The sequence below is a fragment of the Amycolatopsis sp. BJA-103 genome, from assembly GCF_002849735.1.
In the GTDB taxonomy this organism is placed as follows: Bacteria; Actinomycetota; Actinomycetes; order Mycobacteriales; family Pseudonocardiaceae; genus Amycolatopsis.
In genome coordinates this window covers 612,486-627,270 of sequence record NZ_CP017780.1, presented here as the reverse complement: position 1 = coordinate 627,270, position 14,785 = coordinate 612,486, and the positions used below count along the sequence as shown (strand labels likewise).

General features: G+C 69.7%; 1 protein-coding gene. It reads right to left on the bottom strand.

All coding sequences use genetic code 11. The features are described from left to right. Window positions 1-87 precede the first annotated feature (87 nt). The gene (locus tag BKN51_RS02900; RefSeq protein WP_101606135.1) at window positions 88-14,676 is read right to left on the bottom strand and encodes a WXG100-like domain-containing protein; all 14,589 of its coding nucleotides are present in this window, start codon (window positions 14,674-14,676) and stop codon (window positions 88-90) included. Window positions 14,677-14,785 lie beyond the last annotated feature (109 nt).

Here is a 14,785-nt window from a genome sequence, read left to right as displayed (position 1 = left end):
AACTCGACCTCATCAGCACACCGGATCGGGGAGCCGGGCACCATGCAGGAGGAGCGGCAGAACCTTCCGGCAGTTCCCGGCCGCGGGTCAGCGGCCCGACGGGACCAGCGCGCCGAACACGTCGTCGGAGCTGACCTCCTCCATACCGGACTCGAGGGGAGCTTCCTCCTCGTCCGGCGTGGTGTCCGGCCGGGGCCGGGGGCGCGATGCGTCCTCGACGGCGACGGCCTCGTCGAACAGGTCCGCCAGTTCCCGGTACTTCGTTTCGTACGGGAGCTTGCCGTTCCCACGGTCGGCGCTGGAGTACGCCAGCCGGTGCTCCTCGGGCACCAGCACATGCGCTTCGTCCACGACCTCCATGCCGATCAGCTTGTCGTAGCCGTTCCACACCTTGTTTTCACGGTCGTGGACGAACTTCGCCTGAGCGCTGTAGGACGAGAAGTCCGCCTGGTAGTACTGGTGGAACTCGCGGAACAACTCCCGGACGTCTCGGGCGTCCGGGGCCGTGCCGTCGGGCCTTTTCGCCCAGTGCGCGAGATCCCGCACGAAGCGGTACACGGCGTGCTTGTCCATGGCCGTCTTGTCTTCGCCGGCCTTGCCCCCGTCCTTCTTCTCCTTGCTCTTCTTCTCTTTGCCCTTCTTCTCGGCGCCGATTTCGCGGAAGTAGTAGCCGAACGGGTCGGAGTCGACGAACCGGCAGGCCAGGGCGAATTCGCGTTCGTCGGTCCAGAGGCCCTCGTGGCGGCGCATCTGTTCGATGGCGCCTCGGTGCTCCGGCTCCTTGTCGTGCCGGACCTGCGCGTCGCCGTACAGGTTCTTGGAGTTCACCTTTTCCATGTCGTGGAACAGGATCGCCTTGACGATCGCGCTCCTCGGCACGAAGCGGGCGCCGTCGTGATGGCCACCGGTGATCTTGAGGTACTGGTTGATCACCATCTGGGCGTGTTCGCCGAAGCTGTTCGGGGTGTCTTCGCCGTCTGCGCGGGCGGGACCGGCGCCCGCCTTGACCGTCTCGGCGAATTTGCGCGACAGCTTGGCGAACGGGTCGGTGACTTCCGCGTCCACCTTCGTGATGAGCAGGTCGAGGATCCTCTTGGCGGAACGGTCGTCCGGCCTCCTCAGTTCGGCGTCGATCGCCACGGCGAGCTCACCGCCGATCCGCTGGTGCGCGGCGAACAAGTCTCGATCGTGCTTTTGGGTGAAGCCGTCGTCCTGCCGCTCCAGCCAGTGGCCGTAGTCGTTCGAGAACGGATCACCTTCGATCCGGCCGTCTTCGAGCCGGGTTTGACGGGTGTTGAAGTCGACCTTGATCCGGCGTTCGTCGGTGGCGATGAGGGCGCCGATCTCCGCCTGCGTCGCGTATTCCGGAAGCAGGTCCATGAACTCGTCGGCTTGTTCTTCGCTCACCTTGTCGAACGTCTTCTCGTCCAGTTCCAGCGTTCGCACCACCGGGGTGACCGAGGCCGAGACGGCGGCCCTGGACGCCGAACCGGCGAGTTTGCCGGCGTTCTTGCCCTTCATCTCCTTGGTCAGTTCGGTCGCGACCTCCCCCAGTCTGGCCTCGAAGAGCTTCTTCAGTTCTTTGGGCTCGAGACCGACCAGCTTGTTCTTGGTGACCGGGCGGATGGCCTTGGGCACGACGTTCTCGTTGAGCTGTGCCGCGAATGCCTCCCGGGAAATCCGCAGCGCCGGGGCGGCGAACTGCGCTCTGAGGGCGACGCCGAGTCTGTCGACGACGCTCTTGGTGAACGCCTCACCGCGGGCACCGCTGAGATACCCGCGCTTCGCCGGTGCCACCGCGTCCAGTTGCTCGCCCCAGCCGGACGCCAACCGCACGAACTGGGTGTGCGCGGATTCCTGAACGGCGCCGAGGACCACTTGAGTGAACTCTTCGCCGATCGCCGCCTGTCCGAGATGGACCTCGAGGGTTTCTTCCACTGCCTTGGTCACGATTCCGGCCGCCCGCACCGGAATTTCCGGATGGGCGAGCAGCGCGTCACGGATCTTCTCCAGGTTTCCGGGTCGCATGGTGTCCCCCACCACGGCTTGCATCGCCTCGACCAGGACGTACTGCGGCACCTGCAAGGTGGCCTTGACCTGGTTCAGGACGGTTTCCTTGAACTCCGCCGGGCCCACGGCCACACCGTCGGGGGCGTGCCGTGTGACGGCGGCGTCGATCGCTTCGCCGATCTTCGACTTCAGCTGATCGACGGCCGCTTTGCCGGGACCTTGGGTGTTGAGGAAGACGTTCATCTCTTCCTCGCGGCGGGTCGCGTTGTCCGCGGTCTTGTCGGCCTCGGTCCCCGGGATGGCATCGGCCGCCGGGCCGAAGAAGGCCTCGGGTGACTTGTTCCTCGTGTGGTAGTGATTGCCGAGCGTCCTCGCCAGGCTCCTCAAGGCGACCGGATCGTTGCGGAAGTACTTGCGGCCGTCCGCCGACCAGGTGAACCACGGGTCGTTCTTCCGGCCCAGCCGGTCGGACCGGAAGTCCGGGCGGAGACCGAGCCGGGAGTACAGGTCGGCGATGTCCTCCTGGCGTCCGGCGACCTCCGGCATCGCTTTCTCGGAGGCGCCGTGCGTATAGGTGATGAGCGAGCCGTCGAGGGCGCGCTCCTTCAACCGGGCGAAGTCGGCACCGCGCAACCCGAACTGGTTGGTGTCACCGTTCTGGTCGACGTTCATCGACAGTTTGTTGCCCTCGGACTTCGACTCGACGGTGGCCTGGCGGCTGATTTCCAGGAAGGCGCCGAGCGGTACCAGGAACGACCGCAGAGCCGACGGCACGCCGGGCACGCGATGGGCGTCCGTCTCGTACTTGGAGATCCATTGCACCGCTCGGAGGGGCCGTCCGCCACCGACCCAGAAGACCTCTTTGTCGCCCTCTCGGCCCTGACCGCTGAAAGGCTCGACCTTGCCTTCCCCGTCCTGGTGGACGTCCTTGAACTCCGTTCCCTTCCTGGCGGGCGCCAGAACCGCCGTGTAGAGGCGGACGTGATGCTCTCCCTTGACGGTCTCGACCTCGAATTCGCCGCGATGCACGACCTTGCGCTCGTCGCCGGTCACGAGCACCGAGGAGCCGGGGTAGCTCACGTACGGCCGTCCGATGTGGACGTTCTCCCTGGTGCCGAGGTAAGCCTCCTCCCCGTCGATGTCCGCTCGCAGGACGTGCACGATCCTTCCGTCGTTCGCACCGTGGCTCGTCCACGTGCCGTCCGGGGCGAGAACGTGCACGTGGACCCCGGCGTGGCCGGCGATCCTGTCGAAATCGGTGTCTTCGGGGTGCTCTTCGGCGAAGTCCTTCAGCTTGCGGGTGATGCGCTCGTACTCGAGTGGCGCCCTTTCCGACAGGCCGGCCGCGATCGCTCCGCGGAAGGCGTCGTGCGGAGCGTCTTCCTCGATCAGGATCGTTTCCATACCGTGGATGCCCAGTACCCGGAGCTGCTCCCCGGACACGACGTCGCGAGGCAGCATCATGCCCGGATACGGGTCGTTGATCACGACGGAGTTGACGGTGACCGCCGACCTCGAAGACATCCCGGACGCGTTCCGGCTTCCGGGCGACGGCCTCGGCGGCACGGCCGCGGCGGGGTGGAGGTCGACGGAGATCACCGCACGACGGCGAGCCTGCTTCCGGGTGAGGTTCTCCGGTAACGGCCCGTCGCCGAGATCACGCCCTCGTGACGTCGGGACGATGTCGATGTCCGACGCGGGAATCGGCGAGTCGACCGGCATCTTGCCGCCGACAGCGGCGCGCAGTTCCTTCTCGACCGTTTCGGCGCGTTCCTGCCCCGTCTTCGTCGCCCTGGCCTTGTCCAGGAAACCGCCGTTGCCGTATCCGACGACGCTTACCGTGGGACGGCCGTGGCGGACCGCCGACACCACGAGATCCGCCGCTTCGTCCAAAGTGGAGCGTCCCGACGCGGGAAAGTCCTTTCCGCCCTGGTCGAAATGGATCTCGAACTTCACCGGGCCGGTTCCCTCGTGCGGGACGACCGTGGAGACGAGGACGTCCTGGTCCGTGTCGGAGGCGATCGTCGTCAGCGGGGTGTCTTCGGGCAGGGTGGACCGCAATTCCCGGGCGATCATCGAGACCCGCGGATCGTCCGCCCGCCCGCGCACTTCCACCGGCGGCGGGACCGGCTGGGCGGCGACCACCTCCGCGAACTCGGCCAGGTTCGACAGCACGGTCTCCGGTTTCCCGACCCCGGCCCCGTCGTCTTCGTCCCCGAACGGCATGGAGCCCGGGATGGACCTCTCGATCAGATCGCCGTCGGCGGTAGCCACGACGTCGAAACCTCCCGGTGCCTGCCGGAAGACGGGCGGGTCGTCGTCGCCAGCGACCAGGTACGCGCCGTGCTCCGTCACCTCGATTTCGGAGTTCCCGGTGAACCGGAAGCCCAGCCAGTGACCGTCGCCGGTGACCACCGGAGTGCCGTCCGCGCGGAAGCCGATCCGGCTCGCCACCACCACTTCGCCCGGTCCGGTCCCGGTTTCCTGATCGGGCGTGGACCAGACGGCCGTGTCGCCCGCGAAGGCGTCGGTCTCGATGCCCTCTTCGGCGAGTCCGTGCAGCACGGTGGACACGTAGCCCTGGATGTCCGGCGAACCGAGTCCACAGGCGACGAACCGCAGGGTCCTGCCGTCGGTCCAGGTACCGTCCTCGGCGAGCCGGGTCAGCAGGGCGGTCATCACCTCCGGGGTGATCGGCCGCCCGCCGAAAACCGGGACACCCTCGGGGCCGACGTGCGCGACCAGGGTGAAGAACCGGGGATCCTCGCGGAGGGCGCGGAACGCGGTCCGCTGAGCCTCGGTCGCCGCCAAAGTGGCCGACGGGTCGGTGAGCCAGATGCCGGAGCCTTGGCGTTCCGCTTCGGCCAGCACGTCCGCGGCGAGCCTGTCCGCGGATTCGGGCTCGGGTTCGAGTGTCTCGGGAGCGAGCGGCTCGGCCTGCACCGAATTCGGCTGTGAAGGCACCACGACAGCGCGATCCGACAAGACGTCCCGGCCGACCACGAGGTCGTTGCGCCTGGCCCAGCGGACGAAACCGTCGACCGAAAGGTAGTCGTACTGGGACTTCTTCGGATCACCGAGGACGAACATCCGCTCGCCGCCGACCTCGGCCGCCTTGAGGAACATCTGATGGGACTCGGTGCCGACCCGGACGCCGGTGCCGGACCGGAGCCACTGCCAGAACGAATCGGGATCGTCGAGCCGCGACGAAAACGACACCTCCGGCTCGTTTCGCAGCTGCCCTTCGTAACGCTCGCGGGGAGCGAGCGCGAGATGCCGGGAGACGGCGGCGCGGAACGGGTTGTCGTCGAGTCCGGTCGCGCGCCGCATCGGCTGGTCCACGGCCAGTGGCAGCAGAAGCGGGGCACTCAGCGCCCAAGCGCCGGGAATGATCTTCTTCGTCAGGATGGGGACCGAAGAACCGTCGCGCCGGTCGAGACGGACCACTCCGGCGAGCTTCTGCAGGGTCCGGCCCCACTGGGTGGTGAGCCGGGCCCATTCCTTGCGGACGGCGGGATCGGCGGCGTCTTCCGTCGCGAGCCGGAGTGCTCGCCGTTCGAGGGCGTCGAACCGGTTCTCGGCATCGGCGATCCGTTTCGCCGCCAGGTCGCCGATGGTCCGGCCGAACGGCCGGTCCTTCTTCTCCAGTTGATCCTCCCGCACCGTGCGCAGCTGATCCCGGACCGCGTCGGCGACGCCGCGGCCCACCAGGACCAGGCCCGCGATGGTCGGGACCGTGCTCCGGACGTCGGTGTTCGTGGCCGCCGCTTCGCAGGTGTTCATGAAGTGCTGCTCGTCGTGACCGGTGGTGGCGAACAGCGCCTCGGTCATCGCGGCGGGATTGGCCAGCAGTGCCTCGAAGAGCGGGCTGTGCTGCAGCGTGGCCCGTGACTCCGGTGCGACGTTGGTGAGTCCCAGCCGGGCCAGACGGGACGGCAGTTCCTCTTCGGGCCGGTACTCGATCCCCCGCAGCGTCGATCCTTCGACGGTGAACGGGTCGCGGCCTGCCTCCAGGTTCACCGCGAGGTCGCCTAGCACCTGACGCAGCCTGTCGATCGACAACGGCTGCACGACCCGGCGATCGCGCACGGTCCCCAGGCCGAGCCGGGAATTGTCCCGGACGTCCCGCTCCCGCGACGGCATCAGCGACGTCACCAGCACGGCGTCGTTGACCAGTGACCGCACCCGGGCGCGGACGTCCGGATCGGTCAGGGCCGCGTCGATCCGGCCCAGCAGGGCGGAAATCTCGCCCGAGCCGAGGACGGCCTCGATGTGGTTCTCGAACCGTCCGCCTTCGGCGATCCGCGACAGCCCGCCGAGTCCGGTGTCGGCGGTCACCAGGTTCGGCAATCCGGCGAAGACGGCCTCGTAGCGGGCCGCGTACTCGTCCGTGCCGGGCAACGCCGGCTCGACGTCCTCGTCGCCGAGGTCGGTGGTCTCGGCCTGGCCGCCGCCGTCCGACTCGCCGAACGTGTGGTTCACCGGGGCCTGCCTCGTCGGCGTCCTCGTCTCGGCCTCCCCCGGGATGAGGCGGGTGGCCAGGAAGTCGGCCGAGGACGAAAGGACCACGCGCACCGGCTCGCCGTGGGCGGGGCCGAGGAAGACGGTCGTTCCGCGTTCGGTCAGCAGCCGCAACCGGACGTTGAGCGCCCGCGCGACCTCCTTCGGGGTCGCGTGCCGCAGCGAGGCGCCCAGTTCCCGCAGTTCCGCCTGGCGCGAAGGCGAATCGGGCGCCAGCGTCTTCGCGATCGCCTCGATCAGGTTCGACTGGACCGTGTCGCCGCCGACCGTGAAGACCTCGCGCCGGTCCCGGGTCAGGATCGTCCGCTGGAGGTCGGTGAGCGGGGACCGCGGCACTCCCGGAAGGTCGTCCTGGCCGGGGTCGTCGATCCGGCTTTCCACCCCGAGCTGGCTTTCCAGGACGTGCTGGATCTGCCAGGCGTGCCGCGGCAGCAGTTTCGGCGCCTGCCCCGGGTTGACCACATCGGCGCCCATGATGCCGCCGTCGCCGGTGACGACGCCGGACGTGCCGTCGTCCTCCTTGCTCAGGAACACGCGGTCCGGATCGTGTTCCTCGTCGGGCGCGCCGAGGTAGTGGAGCAGTTCGTGGGCCAGCTCCTCCGGGGTGGCGTCCGGCCGCCAGGTGGTCTGGGTGGTGCGCTCGTCGTCGCGGGCGACCACGTCGTACGCGCGGTACCGGGGTTCGCCGTTCGCACTGGGCAGCCTGTCGTCGGTGAACTCGACGCGGACGTGCAACTGGTCACCGTTCGGCAGGCCGTGCCGTTTGTTGATCAGGGTTTCGATGCCCGTTCGCGCCCGTTCGCGCAATCGCGTGAGCTGCTCCTCGGTGACGCCGGGGCCGGGCACGAGGTTGATCGGCACGGTGAATTCGGTGACCTGACGGTCGCCGACCTCGAACCTGCTGACGCCGTACCGGATCACGCCGTCGTAGCGTTTGTCCTTCCCGGTGAGCAGCGTGGTGAGCACGTCGGCGGTCTCGGTGGCCACCGCCCGCCTCGGCGTCTTCGCTCGCTGGTGCTCCCACTGCCGGGGGTCGAGCGGATCCGTCACCGTGAACCACGGCGCGTCGGTGGCCCGGCTGTGCCGCCACGCCTCGTCTTCCGGCGACTCCGGCTGCGCCGCCAGCCGGGTGAATTCGTGGTCCAGCGCGTCCTTCGCCAGCCACCAAGCGTCCTGTTTGGACTCGGTGAAGTCCAGCCACGCGGCCTGCAGCACTGCTTGCGTTCTGGCCACCTCTTCGGCCGCGGTGTCACGCTGGACCCGGGCCTCCACCACGGTTTCCCACGCTTCGACCACCGCCGTCTGCTGCTCGGGGTCGTCATCCCCGGCCGCCATGACCTCCAGTTCGGCTTGCAGCGTGTCAGTGACGGTCGTCAGCTGGTCGAGCCGGGTTCGCGCGGCCTCGGCGACGTTTTCGGCGTCCCGCAAGGCTTGTTCGGTCGAGCGCGCGTACCTGTGGTGCCGTTCCGCGAGGGTGCCGGGACGCTCGGCCCGTGCCGCGGCGACCGTGGCCCGCCAGTCGATGCCGACACCCAGTTCCCGCACCAGGGCTTGAGCCTGGAGACGGTGACGCTCCGCTCCGGTCTCGGCCTCCCGCCACGACTTCGCCGTCCTGGCGACCCTTCCCTGCCGTGCTTTCAGCGTGCGGGAAAGCTTCTGGCCGGTGAACTCCGTCAGATCGCCGACCGGCATCCGCACGTCCGCCGAGGCGGGCAGCGCGAGGTCGACGACCTCGGTACGGCCGCCGACCTTGACCACGATCCGGTAGTCCACGTCGAACCGCACCAGCGCGGTCCGCCCGGCCGGTTTGAGGTTCGCGGCGGCGGACACGGCCGTCCCGTCGGTCGTGGCGGCGGCGGGCTCGTCGGCCCAGCGCCCCTCGACGCCGGTGACCAGGCCCCCGATGTTGGCCGAGTCTTTGGCCGGCGCGACCGAAGGCCCGCCGATGGTCATCTCGCTGACCTCGGCCGTCTTGCGTTCCGCGGACCTGGTCACCGTCGCGTTCTTCGGGTTCTCCAGGTTGACGCCGTCGCTCAGCGCGACCAGACGGGGCGTGGTGAGGCGCGCGTGCACCTCGACGTCCGCGCGTTTGCCCCGCAGCACGGCCGCTTCACGGAGGGCGGGCACGGGAAGGCTTTCCTTCGTCATCGAGGGCAGGAACGCTTGCAGCACTTGAGGACTCAGCGTGGACCACAGCGCGTTGACGGTGCCGGTGCCGTAACCGGTGATGCCGCTGTCCGCCCCGGCGAGGGTGAGCGTGTCCCGCACGACCTCGCGCAGCCGGGCGGCGGCGCGCACGGATTCCACCGACGCCGCTTCCGGCAGTTTCGCCACCCCGCCCTGGCGCCAGGCCTCCAACTCGCCGGGGAGCGCGTCCCGGCGCGACAGTCTGGCAGGGCCGGAATTCTCGACGGTGTTCGCGCCCGGCGTCAGGTTGTCGGCCAGCAGCCGGATGCCGAGGTTCCGTTCCCCGGTGCTCACGAAGGCGACGGACCGGCCGTCGTGCCGGACCTCGAGGGTGAACTCGATCGGGACGTCGAACCGCGCGGCGGGCCCGGTTCCCGTCCGCAAGTGGGTTTCCTGCTTGCCGGTGACCTCGTTCGTGCTGGTCGTCTTGGTGACGCCGACGCCCGCGGTGACGGCACCGCCGACCGACGTCACCGTCGCGCCGCCGGAGAACTTCTCCTGCCCGCCCAGCCGCAACGCGGCCGCCCACGAGGTGGCCTTGCCGTCCGTGCGGGTTTCCTTGATCGCGCGCGCGGTGCTGTGCTCGATGGTCCGGCCGTCGTTGACGACCTCGCGGAACTTCGGTTCGCCCACGACGTTCGCGCTCAGCAGGACCTGGTAACCGCGGTCGGTGAACAGTTTCGGCAGATGCGCCTGGAGGGGGACGCCACCGTCGAGGGCGCTGTCCACCAGCGCTTGCACGCCGTCCGGGGAGAGGAGGTCGGTCAGCCGCGACCAGTTGTTCATCGCGTCGTCCAGGAACGAGCCGGGCAGCAACGGCACGCCGAGCCGGGAAAGCCGCTTGGTCAGCGCCGGGGCCAGGTCGGAGAGATCGGGCAACCGCTCGATCGCGCCCAGCCCCAGCGCGGCAGGCCGCCGCAGCGGCAGCGTCGTGGGCCGGGGGACCCGCTCTTTCCGCTGCCGTGCCGCCGGCGCCTCGGGCAGGAGACGGTATTCGCGGGCCTGCTCCTCGGTGAGCCAGACGTAGGCGGCGCCGGGAAGATCGACGAAACGGGCGGCGCCGCGGGCATCGGGACGCACCACGGTGGTCTGCTGCCGCGCCTCGGCGAGCACCGTGAAGGCGATGTCGAATCGTGCCAGCACCCTCGGCGTCCCGGCCGCCGTGGTGACGTTGCGGTCCACGCTCGCGGAAATGTCGAGGCCGTCGGCCTTGGTGGTCGTCTTCGCCCACGGTTTCCCGGACACCCCACCGGTACCGGAACTCGCGGGATCGTCGTTCGCCGCGCCGGTGACCACGGCCCCGGCGGTGACCGTCCACCCGCTGCTCTTGCTTTTGCCGCTCTCGAACCGGAACCCGCCCGCGGTGGAGCGTTCCGCGCCCGCGTCGTCGGCCACCCGGACGAAAACGGGGTTGCTCAACCGGGCGACGACACCCAGCCTGCCCACCCTGTCGGCCACGCGCCGGGGATAGACGAGTTCGGTGCTCAACACCCCGCGGGTGAACGAACGCAGGGCCGCCTTGATGTTCTCGGCGCTCAGCATCGCCTGGACACCGGCCCAGGCGTCGCTGCCGGGAAGGGTGAGCGCGCGGTCGCCGTCCGAAGCCTCCACCAAGGCGGCCATGGCCGCTTCGCTGACACGGCCGGTGTGCGCGATGGCTTCGACGCCGACCCACTCGCCGACGTCCGGCGGCGCGAGGGCCTGAAGGTGCCCGATGATCGACTTCGGCGGGTCGAACGCGCGCACCCGCGGCGCGCCGGGGGCGAACCGCGCGGGGTCGGCCGTCAGCGTGGCACTGTCCGCCGTCAGCAGCGTGTACGCCGCCGGAAGCCGGTACGGGCCTTCGTCGGACTCGTCGGGGGTCGTGTAGATCGGCCGGACCTCCGGCACCTGCGTCCCCGGCAGCCCGGGGAGCGTCTGCCGGACCACCGCGCGGGAACGGGAATACCCGGTGATGGTCACGACGAACCGGCCCGTGTGCTCGAAGACCTGCGAGTCGGGGCTGCCGATGTTCAGGGAGGTCGCGTCGGCCGTCGGTCCGCCGCCGGTCTTGGTGGTGGTGGAGCGGCCGTACTTCGCCGACGCCGTCGGCACGATGCCCAGCGTGGCCGCGCCTGCCCCGGCGCCGACGGTCACCTTGGCCTCGGGGCCGACCGACCAGCCCTTGGTGGACGAGGACGACGCGCCGAGCGCCGGGCTGGTCGTCGTGGCGTTGCGGACCACGCGTTCCGTGACCTGCCCGCGGTGCTCGGCCGACTTCTGTTCCAGCCGGACGGTGACCGTGACGTGGTCCTGCCGGAAATTGCCCTGCCGCTTGAGGGTCACCGAGACACCGGCTCCCAGCAGCGCGTCCATCCGGTTGCGCAACGCCAACGGCGACAGCGCGGCCTGCAGCCGATGTTCGTTGGCGAGCATCTCCAGCGTCCGCGCCGCGTTCGCCTTGTGCCCGGCCCAGCCCGGCAGGAGATCCGCGTACCGGGAGACTTCCCCGAGCCTGGCGCGAACCTCGTCGAGCACGCCGTCGGCGCCCTCGAACCGGCCTACTCGCACGTTGCCCGCCGCGAGCCCCGCGGCGAGGTGCGCGGGCTGGAACTTCTTCTTGCCCGGTGGGGTGATCCCGGTTCCGGTGCCCGGCGGCACCGGGAGTCCCCGCGCGGCCGCCTCCGCCATCCCGACCCTGGCGTAGACCGTCGCCGTGACGGGCGGCGCTTCCCGGCCGTCCAGGGTCTGCACCACGATTTCGGCCTGGAACCGGTAAAGCCCGATGTCACCCTTGAGCTGGACACCCGACTTCGCCGTCGACGACCGGCCGGACGCGGTGGTGTCCCCCGCTCGCGAGGTGAATCCGCCGCCGATCCCGGCCGCGACGCGCACTCCGCCGACGCCGCCCCCGCCGCCGGCCGCACCCGAGACGTCGAAACCGCGTTTGGTGGCGGCCGAAACGGCCGAGCCGGTGGTCACCGACTCGTGCAACCGCAACTGGGTGCCGGTCGTCGGGCCGACGAGCTCGGCACTGGTCAGCACGGCCTTCATCCGCACCGCGCCGACCTTGCCGCCGTCCGAGCTGAGGAGGGCGGGTGAGTTCACCCAGCCTTCCAGCATCGCGCCGAAGTTCTCCCTGACGCTCGCGGTGCCGAGGAACGCGCGCACCGTGTCCCGCCCGGAAGCACCCAGCGCGGTCACGGAACCGTGCAGCAGACCGGTGGCGCCGGTGAACAGGCCGTCGAGCCCGGTGACGGCCTCGGGCACCGGGTTCTGCAGCCCGCGTCCGACAGCGGGCTCCAGGTTCGCCGCGGTCTGCCCGGACGGCGCGGTGATCCGCGTCAGGTCGTCCGGCACGCGCAGCGTGACACTGCCCGGAACCGGCGCGGGGCGGGTGCCGACCTCGGCACCGGCCGGGTCGTGGACGCTGATCGTGAACTCCACTCCCCTGACCACGCGACGGGAACCTTCGCCGGAACGGATCGCGCGCTGGTCCGCGGTGGACACGGTGACGGTCTGCGCCACGGCGGGCGCCGCCAGCGCCGCCTTGCCGCCCACCGTGGCGTACGGACCGGCCTGCGCCTGCACCGTGGCGGCCGTCCCGACGTCACCGGCATGCGAGACGGTCGAGTTCTCCGAGTTCGTGACACCGGCCTGGACGGTGAGATCCGCCTTGGTCTTCTCTCGCGGCTCGCTCACCACGTCGCCGCGGAAGGCGGCCTGGATCCGGACCTCGCGCCAGCCTTCCGCCGTGCGAAGCGGGAAATGCAGGCCGCTCAAGGCGGACTCGAAGTCGTCGCGAACAGCGTTGCCGATCGCGTCGAGTCGCGTCGGGGTGACTCCGGGAAGGAGCCTGCCGAGTTCTTCTCGCAGGTCCTCGACGCCTTCGACGGCGAGTACCGGGACGGAACCGAGTGCCTGGCCGTCGGCGAGGAACGGCGGCAGGTCGGCGAGCGCGAGGGCCTGCTCGTCCTGCGGGGCTTCGGTGACCACGGGCTCGGGTTCCGGCTCGGGCTCGATTTCGGTCTGGGTCTCGGTCGTCTCGGTCGTCTGGGTCTCGACGGTCTGGGTCGTCTGGGTCTCGACGGTTTGGGGCTCGGTCGTCGCGGGTTCGGTGGTGGTCGTCGTGGTGGCTTCGGTCTGAACGGGTGCGGCGGCGGTTTCGGCGGAAGCGGTGCGCAAGGGGGCGGGGCGGGTGCGCGGACGCTCTTCGTCCGCCGGTGCCGCGGCTTCGGAGGAGGTCCGGACGGCCTTCGGCTCCGGCTGCTTGACGTCGGGCGTCGTCTTGCCGGGCGAACTCGTCTTGACCTCCGGCGCCGGTTTGGCGGTCTTGGTGTCCGAAGTGGACTTCGCCTCCGGCGCCGCTTTGGTGTCGCTCGCGGTCCGCGTGTCCGAAGTGGACGGTGTGGTCGTCGTGTTCGCGGTGTTCGCGGTGTTCGCGGTGTTCGCGGTGTTCGCGGTGTTCGCGGTGTTCGCGGTGTTCGCGGTGGTCGCACTCGGAGCGGTCGTGGTGGGCGCGGTCACCGTCACCGGGTCCGTCCCGGCCTTGGTGTCGAGCGTGGTGTTCGCCGAAAGGTCTCCGAGCGAACCGAACTTCTCCTTCATCGAGGTGATCGCCGCGTCGAGCCCCCGTTCGCCGATCCCTTCGAGCTTGTGGCTCACGGCGCCGCCGACCACACCGCCCGCGAAGCCCATCCCGTATTCCGCCGCCGACACGGACTCACCGTTGAGGGCGGCCATCGTCGCCTGGCTCATCACACCGGAGACGCCTTCGAACAGGAAAACGGTGCTGAATTCGGCGGCCCTGGCCGCGAGGTTGCCGCCGAGACGGTCACTCACGTTGCGGGACAGCACATCCGGCACGTGGTCGGTGAGCAGGCCGACGGCGTCCTTGCCGAGCTTGTCGCCGTGCGGGTCGAGCACCCGGCGCAAACTGTCGTTGAACGCACCGGTGCCGTCCAGACCGTGTTTGCTCCAGTTGTCCACGAACGTGCGCGCGTAGTCCCGGCCGAGCTGCCGGGCCGCGTCGTCGCCGAGGGTCTTGCCGAACGCGGTGCCGAACCTGTCGGCCACCTCGTCGCTGAAGCCCTCGATCGCCCGTTTCGTGAACGCGCTCGCCGGGTCGCTGAGCTGTTTACCGGCCCGATCGGTCAGGGTGCGGCCGATGTCACGCAGCCAGTTGTCGGCGAGCTCGTCGCCGCCCGGCAGCTTGATGTCCTTGACCAGCTTCAGGAGATCGTCGGTGGCGATCTTGCCGAAGTCCTTGCCGAGCAGGCTGCCGATCTTGCGGCCCAGCTTCTCCCCGAGCTCACCGACGGCGCCGCCGAGCAACCCGCCGATCGCGCCCGAGATCGCCGTCTGCTTGGTGGTTTCGTGGTCCCATTCGGTGCGCTCACGCTGGAGGCGCTGGACGGCGGCGTCGATGATCAGCCCGCCCGTGATCCCGATGAACATCTCGAACACGATCGCCCGCACGAGCATCTTGAACAACACGAGCAGATACCCGCGGGTGAGGGCGTAATGCCAGGTGAGGTTCGCGAGCGACGCGCCGGCGGTGACGGAGGCGAGGGCGTACTCCATCGCGATCTCGTAGGCGAGCAGGAAAAGCTGGCCGATCGCGGAGAACTTCGTGTACTCGACGTCCAGCGCGACCTTGCGGCAGCCGTCGGCGATCCCCTTCGTGCCCTCGGCCAGCTCGCCCAGCAGGTTCGGCGTCCCGCCGGTGAGCGGCTTCATGCTCTTGTCGAACGACTCGCCCGCTTGGGGCATCGACAGTTTCTGGTCGATGCCGCGTTTGACCTTGGCGATGTCGTCCGGCAGCTTGGAAAGCTGCTCGGTCACCAGGTCGTACTCCTGGGCCACCCGCCGGAACTTGTGCTGGTTGGCGGCGGGCCACGAGACGCCGAGTACCTCGAGGAGGGTGCGCGCCCACTCCGGCACATCGCCGAAGTCGCTGCGGTCGACCTTGATGGGCACGCTTACCTCCGAACGGTTTCACCGGAGACAACGCACGCCGCCGGCCGGACGGTTCACTCCCGCGTCGGCGCGCGGGGGTCGTGAGTGGCGATTCGGGTTATCGAGGGGG